This window comes from Acinetobacter sp. YK3, assembly GCF_001729365.1.
Taxonomy (GTDB): domain Bacteria; phylum Pseudomonadota; class Gammaproteobacteria; order Pseudomonadales; family Moraxellaceae; genus Acinetobacter; species Acinetobacter vivianii.
In genome coordinates, this window is the sequence record NZ_LZPJ01000042.1 from 17,959 (window position 1) to 34,620 (window position 16,662).

Annotated in this window: 16 protein-coding genes; 10 read left to right on the plus strand and 6 right to left on the minus strand. The window is 33.2% G+C overall.

All coding sequences use genetic code 11. From position 1 onward, the window contains the following. Window positions 1-239: 239 nt before the first annotated feature. Entirely contained in the window at window positions 240-1,928 is a 1,689-nt protein-coding gene (locus A9Z07_RS04400; protein WP_264754272.1) for an acetolactate synthase large subunit, read from the minus strand. Window positions 1,929-2,021: 93 nt separating this feature from the next. After that, complete coding sequence (locus A9Z07_RS04405; protein ID WP_069577161.1) at window positions 2,022-2,786, minus strand: acetoacetate decarboxylase family protein; 765 nt, start codon at window positions 2,784-2,786, stop codon at window positions 2,022-2,024. 259 nt (window positions 2,787-3,045) lie between these two features. On the opposite strand from A9Z07_RS04405, the gene A9Z07_RS04410 reads away from it, so the two are divergent. The 5 genes from A9Z07_RS04410 to A9Z07_RS04430 all read left to right on the plus strand — a co-directional run bounded on the left by A9Z07_RS04410 (window position 3,046) and on the right by A9Z07_RS04430 (window position 7,894). Further along, complete coding sequence (locus A9Z07_RS04410) at window positions 3,046-4,068, plus strand: AraC family transcriptional regulator (protein WP_069577163.1); 1,023 nt, start codon at window positions 3,046-3,048, stop codon at window positions 4,066-4,068. 248 nt (window positions 4,069-4,316) lie between these two features. Beyond that, window positions 4,317-5,309, plus strand: coding sequence for an alpha/beta hydrolase family esterase (locus tag A9Z07_RS04415; protein ID WP_069577168.1), 993 nt, complete (start codon window positions 4,317-4,319; stop codon window positions 5,307-5,309). 257 nt (window positions 5,310-5,566) lie between these two features. Then, window positions 5,567-6,601, plus strand: coding sequence for a linear amide C-N hydrolase (locus A9Z07_RS04420; protein ID WP_069577170.1), 1,035 nt, complete (start codon window positions 5,567-5,569; stop codon window positions 6,599-6,601). 2 nt (window positions 6,602-6,603) lie between these two features. Beyond that, window positions 6,604-7,491, plus strand: a complete 888-nt coding sequence (locus A9Z07_RS04425) for a TorF family putative porin (protein ID WP_081406407.1) — start codon at window positions 6,604-6,606, stop codon at window positions 7,489-7,491. Between the two features lie 88 nt (window positions 7,492-7,579). Further along, window positions 7,580-7,894 (plus strand): DMT family transporter, encoded by a 315-nt coding sequence (locus A9Z07_RS04430; RefSeq protein ID WP_069577172.1) that lies wholly within the window; start codon window positions 7,580-7,582, stop codon window positions 7,892-7,894. A 63-nt stretch (window positions 7,895-7,957) separates the two neighbouring features. Here the strand turns inward: A9Z07_RS04430 and A9Z07_RS04435 are convergent, their stop codons facing one another. Continuing rightward, a complete protein-coding gene (locus A9Z07_RS04435) occupies window positions 7,958-8,824 on the minus strand; it encodes a LysR family transcriptional regulator (protein WP_069577173.1) in 867 nt (288 codons plus the stop codon). A 236-nt stretch (window positions 8,825-9,060) separates the two neighbouring features. On the opposite strand from A9Z07_RS04435, the gene A9Z07_RS04440 reads away from it, so the two are divergent. Then, window positions 9,061-10,362 (plus strand): serine hydrolase domain-containing protein, encoded by a 1,302-nt coding sequence (locus tag A9Z07_RS04440; protein WP_069577174.1) that lies wholly within the window; start codon window positions 9,061-9,063, stop codon window positions 10,360-10,362. Window positions 10,363-10,390: 28 nt separating this feature from the next. Continuing rightward, window positions 10,391-11,284: an alpha/beta hydrolase family esterase gene (locus tag A9Z07_RS04445; protein ID WP_069577176.1), complete on the plus strand. Its 894-nt coding sequence runs from the start codon at window positions 10,391-10,393 to the stop codon at window positions 11,282-11,284. Between the two features lie 133 nt (window positions 11,285-11,417). Here A9Z07_RS04445 and A9Z07_RS04450 read toward each other — a convergent pair whose 3' ends face one another. Together A9Z07_RS04450 and A9Z07_RS04455 are read right to left on the minus strand one after the other, a co-directional pair. After that, window positions 11,418-12,278 (minus strand): metal-dependent hydrolase, encoded by an 861-nt coding sequence (locus A9Z07_RS04450; protein ID WP_069577178.1) that lies wholly within the window; start codon window positions 12,276-12,278, stop codon window positions 11,418-11,420. 10 nt (window positions 12,279-12,288) lie between these two features. Beyond that, window positions 12,289-13,134: an SDR family NAD(P)-dependent oxidoreductase gene (locus A9Z07_RS04455; RefSeq protein WP_069577180.1), complete on the minus strand. Its 846-nt coding sequence runs from the start codon at window positions 13,132-13,134 to the stop codon at window positions 12,289-12,291. Between the two features lie 140 nt (window positions 13,135-13,274). Between A9Z07_RS04455 and A9Z07_RS04460 the strand changes: the two genes are divergently transcribed. Then, a complete protein-coding gene (locus A9Z07_RS04460) occupies window positions 13,275-14,318 on the plus strand; it encodes a helix-turn-helix domain-containing protein (protein WP_069577182.1) in 1,044 nt (347 codons plus the stop codon). A 20-nt stretch (window positions 14,319-14,338) separates the two neighbouring features. Here the strand turns inward: A9Z07_RS04460 and A9Z07_RS04465 are convergent, their stop codons facing one another. Further along, on the minus strand, window positions 14,339-15,022 hold the full coding sequence (locus A9Z07_RS04465) for an MBL fold metallo-hydrolase (protein ID WP_264754273.1): 684 nt from the start codon (window positions 15,020-15,022) through the stop codon (window positions 14,339-14,341). 14 nt (window positions 15,023-15,036) lie between these two features. Here A9Z07_RS04465 and A9Z07_RS18090 point away from each other — a divergent pair, with 14 nt between their 5' ends. Then, window positions 15,037-15,159: a hypothetical protein gene (locus tag A9Z07_RS18090; protein WP_264754274.1), complete on the plus strand. Its 123-nt coding sequence runs from the start codon at window positions 15,037-15,039 to the stop codon at window positions 15,157-15,159. Window positions 15,160-15,355: 196 nt separating this feature from the next. Beyond that, window positions 15,356-16,276 (plus strand): alpha/beta fold hydrolase, encoded by a 921-nt coding sequence (locus A9Z07_RS04470; protein WP_069577189.1) that lies wholly within the window; start codon window positions 15,356-15,358, stop codon window positions 16,274-16,276. The last annotated feature ends 386 nt before the right edge of the window (window positions 16,277-16,662 follow it).

Genomic DNA, 16,662 nt, shown 5'->3' on the forward strand with positions numbered 1-16,662 from the left:
AATGTTATTAAGCAAAATTCAACCTTTCTGGAATATCTAAAAGGAGAAGGATGAAATGGGGGTGAATTTGATGTGTTTTTTAATTAGAATTAATATAAAACAATAAGATATTGACTTAGTTCAACTGATGTAATCTCCAAAAATATATTGAAAGAATCTCTCCGTCTAATAAGCAAAGTCTTTTAAGTCCAATGCCAAAAGTGTTATTTGTCCAATAATGTTTCCTTTGCAGGGAGTTATTAAGGAGCTATTCGCTTTTTAACAAACTTAGCTAATGGATATGGCATATATTTAAATGAATTTAGTAGATGTGGAAGGGCTGCTAATTTTACCCCTGAAAAGGTTTTTGGAATTACTGCTTCAATTAGATTAGGACCATCTTTAGCTAAGGCAGCAATAAATGCATTATTAAAGTCTTCGCAAGTTTCAACTCTAGTTGATGAGACTCCCATACCTCGTCCCAACTGTACAAAATCTAAATTTGGCGAAGCAATATTTAACTGTGAGCGAGCGATATCACCTATTTTATTAGCCCCTACACGTTGCAGTTCAATATTTAAAATTCCATAAGACAAATTATTGAATATAATTACTGTAACATTACTTTTCTCTCTTGCCATACTCCAAAGTGCCTGTATTGTATACATGGCTGATCCATCACTGACTAATGCTATTACTGGTCTATCCGGACAGGCTACTGCTGCACCTAAAGCAACTGGCAAACCTTGTCCAATTGCTCCACCCGTAAGAGTCAGAAGATCATGCTTTGGAGATTTTGCTGTGTAAAAGGGGAGCATAACGCCAGAGGTTTGGGATTCATCGGAGATAATTGCATTGTTTGGCAGTAGTGCTCCAATGGATTGGCAGACTTTATGGCTAGTAAGCTTGCCAGATGGTATTTTAGGTCTATCGATTATCTGAATATTAGGAACAATCTTACAAGCACCTAACATCTCTACTAAAATATCTAGTGTTTTACCAACATCTTCTCCAAAGCCAACTAGTTGATGTGTTTTACAACCTTCTGGAACTAAAATACTTTTTTTCCCAGGATAAGCAAAAAATGATACTGGAGGGAGAGAGTCGATTAAGATAATATGGTCAAACCCATTAAGTTGGATTGAAGCCATCTCACTAAAATAAGCAATACGTTCAATTTCTGGCAAACCTACGCCACGCTCAATCCGAGCAGGAAAAACTTCTGCATATAGTTTTGCACCAGTTAATTTCGAAATTTTTGCAGCCGATAGAAGTTCAGATTCACGGAGTGCTTTTCCACCAAGAATAAATGCACATCTTTCTCCTGTTGATAAAATTTTTGCAGTCTCTTTAATTCTTTCAATTGGTACTATTTCTGTGGATTTTAAAGATAGGGATGGGACTGGCTTAGCTCCTTTATTCCAAGAAACATCCGCTGGCAATATCAAGGTTGAAATGTTACCTGGCTTACTTTGAGCATGAACAATAGCTTCAGCAGCATCATTACATAAATCAGATGTATTCTTTGAAGTACGAACCCATTTAGAAACATTTCGTGCTACGGTTTCTATATCGGATTGAAGGGGAGTGTCATAATTAACATGATATGTTGCATGGTCTCCTACAATATTTAGTATTGAGCTTTTTGCTTTTCGTGCATTGTGTAAATTAGCTAGCCCGTTACCTAAACCACAGCCTAAATGCAAAAGGGTAGCAGCAGGTTTATCTGCCATACGTGAATAGCCATCTGCTGCTCCAGTAGCTACACCTTCAAATAGAGTGAGTACAGCGCGCATTTCTTTTGAAGAGTCAAGACCTGCAACAAAATGCATTTCCGAAGTACCTGGATTGCTGAATACGGTATCTATTCCAGCATTTAATAAGGTTTTTAATAATGCTTCAGCGCCATTCATTTTGGAATCATTTTTATTACTAGGTTTAATATTCACTTCATACTTCTCTAAATGATAGGTGGTAGTTTATTTCTGCTAAGCTTAAAAATATTTTCTAGAAAACAATTGAAAAAAAATATTAATAATAGATTAACGGTATCGCATAGAGATTGTTCTGCTAAACCATGCTAGGCCAGCAAGTCCTGATGGGAAAAAGTATTTGGCACCTAGAATATTGAGTTTAGCTATGCGAGTTCTTAAGGGTTGTCCAATGATGATTTCTGATATAGGGTCAAACTCTGATCCTTTAAGAGTCAATTCAGCTTCTGCTTCATATGCTAAAAGAATTTCTTCTTGTCCATGTAGACTCCAAACAACATTCAGAAAGGCAAAGAACTGAAAGAACCCCCCGATGTTAAACATTTTTCTTCCCCAAAAAGGTTCAGGGGTGTCTAGTCTATTTTTTCGTTTAACTTTTAAATCTAGAATATTAATCCCACGACGATGAATTGTTGAATGAACAACTTCACCATCGTCATCATATGTGATGTCAGCCATTTTCTTAGGGAATGCGACAATTTCGCGACCATAAATAAGGGCCGTATCATCATTTACAAGCATCCAGCAGCAATAATATCCTTCACTCAACCCATACTTAGATACATGAAGCAACAGTCCGGCTTCTTTATAAGGTTGGGTAAAGTTAGGTTTATCAAAATTAGCGACATAAAGTATACCTTTTGCAGGGTTTGTTAGTTTCATTCCCATTGGTAAGAGTTTTTTAGCTTTTTCAGGGTCAATTGCAACATCCATCATAGTGAAATGAGCATTTTCTTGATGTTTGCCTTCAGTAAAAGCACCTTTTAGGATTTCCTGTGTGACTTTTTCTTCAAGCTTTACAATAGGTGAAGACATAATGATTTCCTTTAATCTCGAATTATAGAAAGCTAATTTTCAAATCTAGCTAGCTTTATTTTTACAAACTAATATTAATTTATTTATTTCGAGTCTAGAAAATCACAGTAATGACATAATTTTATCATTTTTGGCCATTTCTGAATTTTATGAAACGTACTAAGATAAAGATGGGAAAAAATAGTGCTTGGTTTATTGACATAGGTAGAAGTTCAGGTAATCAATTAATTTAGCTATATATTTTTTATAGGCGTCTCTTATGATTCAAAAAAATGAAATAAGACTAGCTAGTCACTATCCTATTACAGTAATTGCATATGCTAGAGAAAAAGGGCTACAAATAGATGATTTTGCTTATAAAAAAAGGATTCAGATTGAGGAAGATGTTATTGTCGAATCAGGGATGGAGTTAAGCAATTTTATTCTTTTATTGAAGTTTATTTCAGATTCTTTACCAGATAGTGGAATTGGATTTGATATTGGTTGGAGATTACCAATTACAGCCTATGGGAATGTTGGTAGCGCTATATTAGCAAGTCAATCATTGAAAGATGCTTTGGACATTTGTCAAAAGTATTGGTTACTTATAGCTAAGGCTGTTTCTATAGAAGTTACTTTTGAAAATCAACTTTGTGTAATTGCATTAACTTTGTTGAAAGATATTGATGAAGAACTTAAGAATATACTGCTTGAATCAATGGTTACTAGTTTATATAAAGGATGTTCATTGCTTTCTAATGAAAATCTTGATTCTATGAAAGTTTGGTTAGAACAGGAGGAACCGATATATTCTGAAAAAATAAAAAGACATATTCCATCTGTTCAATTTGGTATGCCTGTCACTAGGATAAGCTTTCACAGTGAAAATTTAGATAGTTCTTTGCCGATGGCAAGCACAGCTGGGCTCAATTTTTCCCTATTACACTGTGAGTCAGCACTAGAGACATTACATTGTGCAGATCTTGTAGCCAACAAGGTAAAAAAAATAATTATCCTTAAAAATCAAAAAGGTTATCCGAATTTTAATGAGCTAGCAAAATGTTTGAATATTTCTTCAAGAACATTGCGTAGGCGTCTTTCTGAGGAAGGAGTGTCTTACACGGCTCTACTTGAACAAGCACGTAAAAGAGATGCATCCAGATTATTAAATGATCCAAATTTTAGCGTTGGGCAAGTTGCTGATATGCTTGGATATAATGAAATTTCTAACTTCACAAGAGCATTTAAGAAATGGACTGGAAGCTCTCCTTCAAATTATAGGAAAAAATCACATAATTTATAATTTAGTAGCACCTTAGATAATGTTAATATGAATTTAAATACAATTATTTCAAGTATTTAAATTTAATTTTATTTTAAAAGCAAACTTGAATTTGAGATATCATAAATCATTGTCAGAAATTTTATTTTATTTGGTATCGACCAAATCGATAGTTGGTAACTTTGACCTGTAAAATTACCCTTTAAGATTGATGTACTAATGAATATTTAGATTTAATTATCCGAATCTGGTCAACTTAGGTAAACTATATGAATAAGAAGCATATATATACAATCTTGATAGCATCTCTGCTTGTAGCATGTGGCGATAATGAATCGAGTACAAATCAAAAATTAAATATTAAAAAAGATGAATGCGTTAAGACTGAGCTTTGTGGAACTTATGATAAAGAATCATCATCTTATGTTGGAACTAAACGTTTTAATTATACATTTTCTCCAAGTGCAGGTGGTGAAAGAAGCTTTGTAATCACTTTTCCTAAAAATTATGATCCTAATTTAAAATATAAGCTCGCTTTGGTATTTGCTGGAACAGATACTACAGGCAAAGAAATGCAAGAATGGTTTGGCAAAGGTTGGAGTGATCAAGTCAAAGGCCTTGAGCAACAAATGGAAGACACTATTTTTATATATCCAGATCAACTAAGTGAGTGGAAGTTTAATAGTAATCTAGTAAAAGGGTGGGTCTTAGGACCGAATGCTGATAGATATTCTGGAAATCAAGATATTCAATTTACAAAAGAATTACTTCACTACGCTAAAACACACTATTCAATTGATCCAAAGAGAGTATTTGCAACAGGACATTCATGGGGAGGAGACATGACTGCAGTTGTTGGATGTTTTCTAGGAGATGAATTCACGGCAATAGTTCCAGTTGCTGCAAATCATCCTTATTGGTTCTACGATAATAAAAATAATGCTGTTGGTTGTAAGGGGAAACCTGCAGTATGGACTCTTTTTGGTCTGAAAGATGATCATTTTAACAAAGTTGAAAATGGGATAAGTATAAATGGAGATTTTGGTAAGCAACAAAATGACTTTTGGTTAAACAATCACGGTTGTAATAAATCTAGAAAAACACAATCCAATGAAACAACCTACTATACACAATGCACAGTATCTCCAGTCATTTTAACTCTATATGATGGAGGGCAATACAGTGGTGGGGGGAATCTTAATAATCATGCTCCGCCAGATTATTATCTTAAAGAAATACCAAGTTGGTTTTCAGGATTTTAAATTAATTGGTTTGACATAGTTCACTATACTTATTGCATTGCAGTGGTTCTAAAATCACTGCTTTTTTTATATTTTATAATGGATAGCTGTAATTTTATAAAGGTATTGATTAAATCGATGGTAGGTAATTTTTAGGTTTTTAAGTTTTGTTTATAATTATAAATGGTAGTTAGGTTTATGATTCATTATCTTGATTTTTTAATTTTAAAGGTAATTGTAGGAAACCTGTTGAAAATTTTTTAATTTAGGTGGTTAAAATGAAAATGAAACTCGCAGTATTTGCAGTTACTACACTTACATCATTCAGTACATTGGCTTGTATACACTTTCAAATCGAGAGTAATGGAAGTTTTATAAATGGTAGGTCAATGGAGTTTGGCGTGAATACAAAAAATTGGGAATCACTTCCTTCAGAGTTTTTTATTTATAAGAAAGGAAGTAAATTTATTAATAATATACCAGCATCAAAATATGGGTTTGCAGGTATTAGGACCTATGACAATCTAGTAACAGAAGGTGTTAATGAAAAAGGCGTAAGCATGGCAGTTTTATGGTTTGCCAGTGGAGAATATCCTGATAATAAAAAACTGAAAAATTCTATTCCAAATACGCATCTTTTAAACTGGGGGTTAGGACAATTTTCATCTGCTAAAGATATTGTTGAAAATTTAAAAAAGCTTAATGTGTATGCGCCAATCGTAAAAAATCTAGGCGGTCAAGCTCCGATTCATTTTTCCATTACAGATGCTTCAGGTGCAAACTATGTGGTTGAATTTATTAATAAAGAAATAAAGATTTTTGATAATACAAAGAATAGAGTTCTGACAAATGATCCAAGATTTGATCAACAGTTGAGTCAACTAGATCAACTTTATAAGAAAAATCCAAATTTAAAAAATATCAATACTGCTGGAGAGTTTAATAATTTATCTGGTGGATATGGTTCTACTCAAAGATTTCAAAAAATTTCAGTTTTAAAAAGCTTGCTGCCTAAAGCAACAAATAATGTTATGGCTGTGAATCAGTCTATTGGACTATTAAATAATATTGATTATCCTCGTGGTGTTCCTACGTATGCAGAAGATGTAAATCAAGGGCGTGGAGATGCAAAACAAGAAACGACATGGATTAGTGTGATAGATCTAAAAAATTTGAAATATTATTATCGAACTTCAACTAATTATAATGTAAAGGTGGTTGATTTGAAAAAAGTTGGATTTAATAATAGCGTTCAATTTAATTTATTTAATGATTCTAGTCGCTTTATTGATGTAACTCCTAAAATTAAATAATTATGAAGTTGGATCCACACTATCATAGTTGTTGGTATGGTAGTGTAACTTTAAATATTAGAATAAATGGAGGGGTAATATTATTATTTTTTAGTTGTGGGGATTTTAATTTGTTAAGGATGATTTTAATGAGATTTCAGGTTTTATTAGGGATTTTTACTTCAATAATAGTAATGTCCAATGTGGAAGCAAAAAATGCAGAAGAGATTCTTGATTCTTTTTCTGGAAGTGGGTCTATGACAATGTTAACGGATTATTATTTACATGGTTTCTCACAAACCAATAATAACCCGGCTATTCAAGGAAGTTTTAGAGTCGATCATAAGTCTGGGCTATATGGGCAAATTTTTGCATCTAATGCTAATTTAGGAAGCTCTGGAAGTTTAGAGCTAAACTATATGATAGGGTATCAACATAAATTTAATGAAAATTTTACCACAGATTTAAAATATGTAAAAATTCGCTATCCAGGATTAGATGTTGGGGAGCTACCAACAGCTAATTTTGATGTATTTGCAGCTAGTCTTTTAATATCCAATATTTTTAATAATAATGAGTTGTTAAGATTTTCAAATTTTTATTCACCTAAATACTCTTTTGATTCAGGTAAAGCGGCTAGTTATGAAGTTAATTATACGCAACCAATTACAGATAATCTGAATTTTTATGCTCAATATGCATATAATAAATTTTCAAATAAAGAGAACTATGCTAAAGCTTTTGGTAATGATGAAAAGGATAGCTATTATGATTATAGAATAGGAGGGAATATGAGTTACAATAATTTTATTTTTGATCTCTCCTATGTTAACTCAAATATAGCAATGGCTCAAAATCAGATTAAACTTTCTGAATCTAAAGTGATTTTTGGAATAACGAAACTTTTTTAAAACTATCTGTCTATCGCTGGAATAATTAATATTTATTTATTCCAGCTTTTTAAAAATTTTTATCATAACGTGGTTGAAGGATATTAATATGGCTTGGTTTTATCTTATTGTAGCTGGATTGTTGGAAGTTGGTTGGCCTTTAGGATTAAAATATGCACAAAATCCTGATTTAAGAATTGTAGGTGCATCAATAGCTTTATTTTTCATTTTGGCTAGTGGTTTCTTTCTTTATTTGGCACAAAAGCAAATACCTATGGGGACTGCATACGCTGTATGGACCAGTATAGGAACGATTGGTACTTTTACTATTGGAGTTATCTTTTTCGGAGATCCGTCTTCCCTTATGAGATATATTGGAATTTTCTTAATTGTTGCTGGAGTAATTACCATTAAATTAGCTTAATAATTATCTAAAAGATAGAAAAAACTAGATGGTAATTAGCATGTATTTAAATAGATTTAAATTTTAGTATTCATGATATAATAATTGTTCTAAAGCCCATTTTCCTACTACGCCAAGTGGATTAACTTTGGACCATATAAGATCGAGTTTGTGTGCTTGTGGCCAACCATTAACTTTTAGTTGACGAATTTGTTTAGAACCGTACAATTCAACAAAATTTGTTGGCAATATTGCCCATCCAAATCCAAGTTCGACCATATCTATTAGAAAAGCATAGGAAGATGAAGACCAAACTTTATTGCTCTGCTCTATATTTTTTTGCAAAATTTTAGGGCCATATTTAATTTCACGATAGTTTTTAAGTTGGGCGAGATGAGTGTATTTATTTTGCAGTAAAGGGTGTTGTTGGCTTACAAAAATACCTAACTCTGCTTCAGCAGAGAGTCTACAAGAATGGATCTCATCAGGGTAATTTGTTTGTGAGCGAATGATACCTATTGAGGCTCTATTGTTGAGAATAAGGTGTAAAACATCTTCTTCTTCAGCTACTAGACATTCTAATATAACATCAGGAAAAAGTTGCTCAAATTCCTTTAAAATATGATTATGATTAGGAATATAATATAAATCTGTCAAAACTATAGTAATAGAAGATTCAGTTTTTTCCATTAATCTACTTGAAATGTTCTCTAGATTTTCCGCTGCACTTAGTACATCTTTAACATATGGTAAAAGCTTTGCACCCTCTTTAGTTAAGCTGACACCTTTTGCATTGCGCTCAAATATTCTTATACCGGAATCAGCTTCTAAGTTTGCAATCAAGCTACTAATGGTCGACTGACTCTTATGTAGTTTTCTGGCAGCAGTTGAAAAAGATCCTGTTAAAACAACTTGATGAAAAGCGATGAGTGATTCAAATGAATAACGCATAGGTATCGTCCAAACCGATGGCTAATATCTTTATCTTAATTGTAAATGTATTAAAATAATAGAGCAATATAATTCTTTAATTATATGCTTAATTAAATAAATTATTTAATTAAGGTTTTTTTTTGTCTTTTTTTAATGTAGATAACTAAATTTATTTTAGTGTTGTTAATTACATTATGCAACAATTTAAGTTCTAATTTATTTGTCTTTTTTGAATTGTAGAAAAGGGTTGCTAAATGCGTATAAGTTATATTTCAAAAGTTATTACAGTAAGTTTTATGTTAGCTCAAGCACAACTTACATTGGCAAAATCAGAAGAAAGTATTATTGGGAAAAATCAAAATTTTACTTCTGCTGGGAAGACTAGAGCCGAAATGAATGTAAATAAAGGAACAATTCTATATCCGTCTAACATTCGATATGGTTTTAAACACATGGAAGAATTTTTGCCCACAAAAAGTATTGATAAGGGGGGAGCAGCAGAATTCAATTTTAAAAAAGCCACTAATAGTGTAAATCTTGATAATTTTAATTTCGAATACAAAAATTATGTTACAGGTAAAAAAACCAGTTCAACTGTTGGCGAAATGTTGAAAAATACTAGTACCGATGCATTAGTTGTATTAAAAGATGGCCAGTTAGTCTACGAAAAATATTTTGATGGACAGAATCAACGTACCCAACATCAGTTAAATTCTGTGACGAAGTCATTTGCAGGGACAATTGCTGCAATATTAATAAGTGAGGACAAATTAAATCGTGCTGCTAAGGTATCGGAATATCTACCTGAATTAAAGAACTCTGCTTATGGAGATGCGACGGTTGATCAAGTACTGGATATGACTGTTGGTTTAAAATACTCTGAAGATTATGCTGACCCTAAATCAGAGGTGAGTAGATATATTCCTGTTATAGGATTAACAGATAAAAAAAATGAAACGACTATGCTTCAGTTTTTACAAAGTTTGAAGAAAAAAGGTGAGCATGGTGAAAAGTTTCATTACGTCACACCAAATACTGATGTCGTATGTTTATTGAATGAAAAGGCGTCTGGAAAATCATTTGATCAACTCTTGTCTGAAAAGATTTGGTCAAAGATTGGAGCAACACGAGATGCCTATGTGCTCGTAACGCCTAATGGAACACCTTTTTGTGGTGGTGGATTGAATGCGACTGCTATCGACTTAGCTAAGTATGGACAAACCTTATTAAATGGAGGAACTTTCAATGGCCAAGAAATTATTCCGAAACAGCTAATAACTGAAGTTGAAAATGGTGGTGATCTTGTAGCATTTGCCCGTAGTCAGGATGAAAAGTCAATAATGAAAGGATGGAGTTATAAGAATCAATACTGGGTAAGAGGTGGGGAAGATAAGGCTTATATGGCAATTGGTGTATATGGACAATGGATTTATATTAATCCGAAAGAAAGAGTTGTTATTGTTAAGCAATCTAGTTTGCCAAATGCTGATAATAGCGAGATTGATTCTTATACTATTGATGGTTTTGATGCAATTATTCGTGCGCTAAAAAAATAATTAAACATTTATTTTAATGGTGATTCTTATGTTTATGAAAAATTTATTTAAGCTCAGTACTCTTTTTTTCTTTTTTACTTCAATGTCTTTTGCGGCTTCAACTCCTAAAGGACAATTAAGCAGTAATTTTTCAAAAGAAGCTGGTGGAAATAGAAGTTATTACGTAACCTTACCTAAGGATTATAATCCTCAGAAAAAATATAAGCTTGTAATAGCTTTTGCTGGTACGGATTCAACTGGTCAGGAAATGAGGGAGTGGTTTGGCTTAGGTTGGAATGATGATGCACCAGGATTAGAAAAGAATATGAAGGATACAATTTTTATTTATCCGGATCAAAAATGGCGTTGGGGATCTGATCGTGGGTGGGCATTAGGACCAAACGGTGATGAGTTTGGTGGTCTTCATGATATTAAATTCACCGAAGAGTTACTTGCTTTAGCTAAGCGGACTTATTCTATTGATTCTAATAAAGTATTTGCTATTGGTCATTCTTGGGGCGGAGATATGACTGCAGTAGTAGGATGCTTTTTAGGAAATAACTTTAGAGCGATCGCACCAGTTGCTGCAAATAGACCTTATTGGTTTGAAAATAGCGATGATACACTCGTTAAATGTAAAGGTAAGCCAGCAGTTTGGACCGTCTTTGGTTTATCAGATACTCATTTTTATAAAAATGATAATTATAGTGCGCTATTTGGAAAGCAACAAAATGAATTTTGGATTAAAAATCATGGATGTAGCGCTGCCTCTGGTAAGAAAATAGGAAAAGGAACTACTGAGTACACAAATTGTAAAGTAGCTCCAGTCCGATTCACTTTATTTAAGGATGATGAATATTCAGGAGGTGGAGATACAACAGGACATTATCCACCAGACTATTTTCTTAAAGATGTTTCCAACTGGTTCCAAAGTTTTAATTAGTTGTAAATAGAAGTTTAAGTTGATTATAATTATATGGTGACCTTATAATCATAATTATTAAATAATAAGCTAGGTTTTTTATTCTGGTTTTATAATGGAATTAATGAAATTATTAATTCCATTTTTTTAAAATTTAGCTTCTTAAACTATTGCTTTCAAATAACCAATATGTTTTGGCCTTTTCTAGGTACATACTATTTTCATGTTGAGATGGATGGAAACCTTTTTTGTAGTATGAGAAATATTGTGGAATTACTTTTCTAAAAATACCTGGACGTCCCCATAAAGTATTAAGAGCTTTAGCGAATTGTTTGATATCTAATTTACCACCTGCTGCAATATGCATACGTGTACTACGTATTGAAATATTAAATATAAAACCTATGGTAACAAGTACCATTTCAATAATGCGGATTGCTTCATTATTTACCGTTTTTTTATAAACATCGAAAGCTACAGTTCTATGTTCAACCTCTTCAATCGCATGCCATGCCCAAAGTTTTGCAACAAGAGGGTGAGTAGATTCTAATAACTCTGAATTTTCTAAGATGGAACTACAAATAATAGCTGTGAAGTGTTCTAGAGCAGCGGTTCGCGCTAAATTTCTAGCAGGTGATGATTTTTTTTGGAGTCTTGTTATAAGTCTTTTTGCCGATTCCGCATGCTGATTAGCTGGATAACCATGCTTTTCTAAAAAATTGTTAAAAGTTATATGCTCTTTTGTATGTTGTGCTTCTTGTCCAATAAATCCTTTAATTTCATCTTTTAAAATTGGATCATGGATTTGTGATTGATAATAACGCACGCTATCAATAAAAAAACGTTCTCCAGAAGGAAAGCCAACAGAAAACGCTGCTAGTAGGGAGGTTAAATATGGGTTGTTATTAGCCCAATACTTGGGAATATCAGTTGTAAATTCAGAATCCATTTGACGAACTGTAATTCTTTGGCTAATTGCTAATGTTGCTTGTTTTGTATCTTTATGATTACGCATTTTCATTTCCTCACAATAAAACATTGCGGTGCTTAGCACTCGCCTTGGCTACAATTATTTGATAAGTTGAAGGTATAATTCTTTGTAATAGGTCAAGAAGTTTGGCATCGCTACCGATTAGGAGTCTTGATTTATTAGGTGTTCCAATTACTGATAATATTTTTTCGGCAGCTTGTTCTGGTGATGTACGTGCGAGTTTTTGAAAGTTTAAGTTAGAGTCTTTTATATTTTTTATCCCCCAACTCGGGTTGGCAATGATACGTCCATTATTAATAATATTCGTTTTTATTCCTCCTGGATGTACACAGGTCACATGAATTCCTTTATTCATGATCATTAATTCTTGACTTAGTGATTCTGTGAACCCCCTAACAGCAAATTTACTGGCGTTATATGCACTTGTAGTAGGTGTAGAAATGAGTCCAAAGAGACTTGAAATATTAATAATATGGCTCTTTCCTTCTTCTAAATATGGGAGAAATGCTTTACAACCATAGACAACACCCCAAAAGTTAATGTTCATTAGCCATTCGAAATCTTCATAGTTTAGATCTATGACTGTGCTACTTAATGAGGTCCCTGCATTATTAATAATGACATTCACTTTGCCGTATCTGGTAAAAATAGCATGTGCCCAATCATGTACATTCTGGCGATTTGAAACATCGAGTTGTTCTGCCCAAACATTTTGAGAACCAACATGACGACAGATTGATTCAGTTTCGGCTAGATTGTTTGCTTCAATATCACTGATAGCAAGTTTGGCACCTTTTTTTGCAAGTTGGATTGCTAGTGCTCTTCCAATTCCTGAACCAGCCCCTGTAATTGCAATAACCTGATCATGTAAGTTTGGCATTGATAAAATTCCATAATCTGAATTTAAGAAAATTTAACAAATTACAAAAATTATGGTGATAGAAGAAAAGGTCGCAAGTTTTGTCATTTTCGGTCAAAATGTATGCAGTGAATTTGTTGTTTAGGAAATAAGGCAACCATATGCAAAAGGAAAAGCCCCATTTGATGACTAAACTTATTGCAGTACATTTTCCACTTACATGGATCAACTATTCAAAAGAAATAGGTTTGCCAGTTGAATCAATCATGCATCGTTATGGCATTGTAGAGTCCGATATTATTGCCAAGCGCGGAATTTCATTACATAAATTTGGTAAGTTATTGATTGAGATATTGACACTTACTCCAAAGCATGAGATTGGCTTTGAGGTTGGTTGGCGATTACCAATTACGGCTTATGGTAATCTTGGGCAAGCTATTCTTTCTAGTAATAATTTAAGTGAGGCTATTCAAATATGTATTTTATATTGGGACTTGGTTGCCAGAGAGTTCTCAGTTAATGTCAACTATAGTAATGACTTATGTATTATAACATTAAACATAAATCTTCCGATTGAAGCTAATTTAAGAAGGATTATTTTTGAAGCTACACTAGCAAGTTTATATAAAGGATGTATAACACTCGAACCTAAAATTTTAGAGTTAGGTGAGGTTTGGTTCGAGGGGGATGCTCCAGATTACGCTCATGTCATAACTAACCGAATAAAGAATTCTCGATTTGGTATGCCATTGACTCAAATTAGGTTTCCATCTTACTTATTGAATAATTCATTACCAATGGCAAGCCAACTAGGGCTTCAAACGGCTTTGCAATGCTGTCAAGAGGAGCTCCTTGCCTTAGGATTGCAGGAGAAAATGACCCAAAAAGTTAAAGAAATTTTGGTTCAGAAGGAACAAAAATATCGTTCTCTTGATGCTGTGGCACTTCTCTTAAATATTTCGCCAAGAACATTACGTAGAAAATTGAATAATGAAAATACCAGTTTTTCAGCTTTACTTGAGGATTTAAAAAGATACGAGGCAATGAGTTTACTGGATAATACAAACTTAAGCGTCTCTGAAATTGCGTTAAGTTTAGGCTATAATGATGTTGCAAATTTTACTCGCGTATTTAAAAAGTGGACTGGTACCACACCTTCTAATTATAGAGTGGCTACCTTAGTCCAATCTAAAAATGTAATTTAATATATTTTCAAATAGTTATTTTATTTGTTTAAGTAATATTCAAACTCCTTTGGATCATGGGCGCAAAAGATCTCGATTTCTTTATCATAATTTTTATATAGCTTACGTAGCAATTCTAAACTTTTAGTGCGCTCTTTTTTATCGGCTGCCGCCATTCTTTCAAATATTTTTAAGCCATAAGGGACTGGCTCATCTGTGATTTGTCCTCTATGAAAATATGCATCGCCACAATGTAATAACCATTTATTTTCTGTTTTAACAGCAACACCTACGTGACCTTTAGTATGTCCTATAAGAGGCAATAGATAAATATTAGAAATTTCAGGAATCGGCTGTATAACGGCATGATTAAACCAAGTACGATTAGTCGTTTCATGAATAACCCATTGTGGGCAATTTTTTGAGGGAGGATTTCTAAATCTCATTTTCTCTATAAATGATATTGGAGCTATTAATTGTTGTATTTCAGGCCTATAAATATGTACTTTGGCAAAAGGGAAGTCATCTAATCCACCTATATGGTCAACGTCCAAATGCGTAGGAAATATATGGGTAACATCTTTAGAGCTGTAGCCCAGCTGTTCAATTTGATCTATTGCTGTCTCTTTCAATGTCAGTTTTGGTTTGGCAAATGAAGTAAATAATCTTCCAAGTCTTTTGTTTGGTGACTGAACGTCTTTGGTGCCAAATCCAGTATCTATCAAAATAAGGCCGTGGGATGTGTCTAGTAGTAGGCAATGACAAGGAATATTTCCAGACTCGAGCCATGAACCTGTTCCGTTTACCAACTTTTGGCAATATGGGCACATCGACCCACAATTTAAATGATGGATTGAATTGATCATTTTTTAAACCTACTTTTTTAATGCACGTCAAGGGTATGCCTTTATCTAAGATAAAGTCAGGTTAAATTCGGTCAAATTCATTGTTAACTTAGGACAATCTTCGATTTGCATTATACAAATTGAAAGTGCACACTTTTTTGAGGTGAGACGTTGATATAGCATTGCTTAAAAATACTTCAAGAGTTCTTGAAAATGAATTCTAAAATTCAAACTGTATTACAAGGCGAAGACCTTTTCTGTTCGTTACCAGATGATCGAAAAATTTGCTATCGTCGTTTCGGAAACTCTGGGGATGAGCCCCTGGTTTTAATTGCTGGTTTAGGATTACAGCTTATTTATTGGCCTCCGAATTTAATACAGCTACTTGTACTATATGGTTATCAAGTTATTGTATTTGATAATCGAGATGTTGGACGTTCTTCGAGTATATTGCAACCGACTCCAACTCGATTTCAAATTTTATTACGGAGGCCAAACGCCAAGGCTTATGACTTGAGTGATATGGCAAATGATTTAGTCTATCTTTTGAATCATTTAAATATTCATGCCGCCCATCTAGTCGGAATGTCTATGGGGGGGATGATCGCACAAACGTTTGCAGCTAAATATCCAGATAGATCTATATCCTTAACATCGATATTCTCTACGACAGGAGCCTTAAATGTTGGACAACCTAATAAATTTGTAAGTTTATTAATGTTGAGAAAGCCTGTAGTGCATAGAAAAGCTTGGATTAAAAATTATATTTATTCTGCAAAGTACATTGGTTCAACTAAGTTCTTAATGGACCGCGTAGCTCTTAATGATTATGCAGAATTAGCGTGGCAACGTTCATCAAAACAGTCTCATGAAGGGGTATTGCGTCAAATAGCCGCTATAATGAAATCAGGTGACAGAACAAAAGAATTAAACAAAATTACAGCCCCAACTTTGGTGATACATGGTGATAAAGACGTATTGGTTTCACCCAGTGGTGGGTATGCAACTACAAAAGCAATTAAAGGCTCTAGGTTTGTCTTGATTGCTGGATTAGGGCATTTTATTTCAGCTGATGCAGTCCCTGTGCTATTTGATCTGATTATTGGTCATATCCAGCGTGCAGTTGATGAATGATATTTCTCTGCAAATGAACAAGTTATATTCTGATTCTTGAGAAAATTGAGCTAAAATTTTTTTAGATGTGGTTCTTAAACTTTTTGAAAAAAATTATTGTATAACAGTTTTTAAAGTTATTCTTGATGTTGATCTGTACGAGCACTAGGAGCTTAGATGTATAGCATTAAAGGGATGTTAGGTATCTCAAAGTGGGTTAATTTTTACGAACTCGTAATTGATCTATTTTCGAAAATTATTTAAATTTTATTGGTGTGTTCAATAAAGATAGTCTTTGTTGAATGAAATATTCTTTGTCAATATTCATACATGTGTACATGATCATGTGAATTTTATCTGTAATGAATAATTTAGTACTTATTAGAGAGTTAAAAAATGAAAAAAAT

Bases quoted from the DNA above. Each gene is read 5' to 3' on its own strand.
- A9Z07_RS04405 (WP_069577161.1), bottom strand. From the start codon at position 2,786: ATGTCTTCACCTATTGTAAAGCTTGAAGAAAAAGTCACACAGGAAATC.
- A9Z07_RS04410 (WP_069577163.1), top strand. From the start codon at position 3,046: ATGATTCAAAAAAATGAAATAAGACTAGCTAGTCACTATCCTATTACA.
- A9Z07_RS04415 (WP_069577168.1), top strand. From the start codon at position 4,317: ATGAATAAGAAGCATATATATACAATCTTGATAGCATCTCTGCTTGTA.
- A9Z07_RS04420 (WP_069577170.1), top strand. From the start codon at position 5,567: ATGAAAATGAAACTCGCAGTATTTGCAGTTACTACACTTACATCATTC.
- A9Z07_RS04425 (WP_081406407.1), top strand. From the start codon at position 6,604: ATGAAGTTGGATCCACACTATCATAGTTGTTGGTATGGTAGTGTAACT.
- A9Z07_RS04430 (WP_069577172.1), top strand. From the start codon at position 7,580: ATGGCTTGGTTTTATCTTATTGTAGCTGGATTGTTGGAAGTTGGTTGG.
- A9Z07_RS04435 (WP_069577173.1), bottom strand. From the start codon at position 8,824: ATGCGTTATTCATTTGAATCACTCATCGCTTTTCATCAAGTTGTTTTA.
- A9Z07_RS04440 (WP_069577174.1), top strand. From the start codon at position 9,061: ATGCGTATAAGTTATATTTCAAAAGTTATTACAGTAAGTTTTATGTTA.
- A9Z07_RS04445 (WP_069577176.1), top strand. From the start codon at position 10,391: ATGTTTATGAAAAATTTATTTAAGCTCAGTACTCTTTTTTTCTTTTTT.
- A9Z07_RS04450 (WP_069577178.1), bottom strand. From the start codon at position 12,278: ATGCGTAATCATAAAGATACAAAACAAGCAACATTAGCAATTAGCCAA.
- A9Z07_RS04455 (WP_069577180.1), bottom strand. From the start codon at position 13,134: ATGCCAAACTTACATGATCAGGTTATTGCAATTACAGGGGCTGGTTCA.
- A9Z07_RS04460 (WP_069577182.1), top strand. From the start codon at position 13,275: ATGCAAAAGGAAAAGCCCCATTTGATGACTAAACTTATTGCAGTACAT.
- A9Z07_RS18090 (WP_264754274.1), top strand. From the start codon at position 15,037: ATGTGTCTAGTAGTAGGCAATGACAAGGAATATTTCCAGACTCGAGCC.
- A9Z07_RS04470 (WP_069577189.1), top strand. From the start codon at position 15,356: ATGAATTCTAAAATTCAAACTGTATTACAAGGCGAAGACCTTTTCTGT.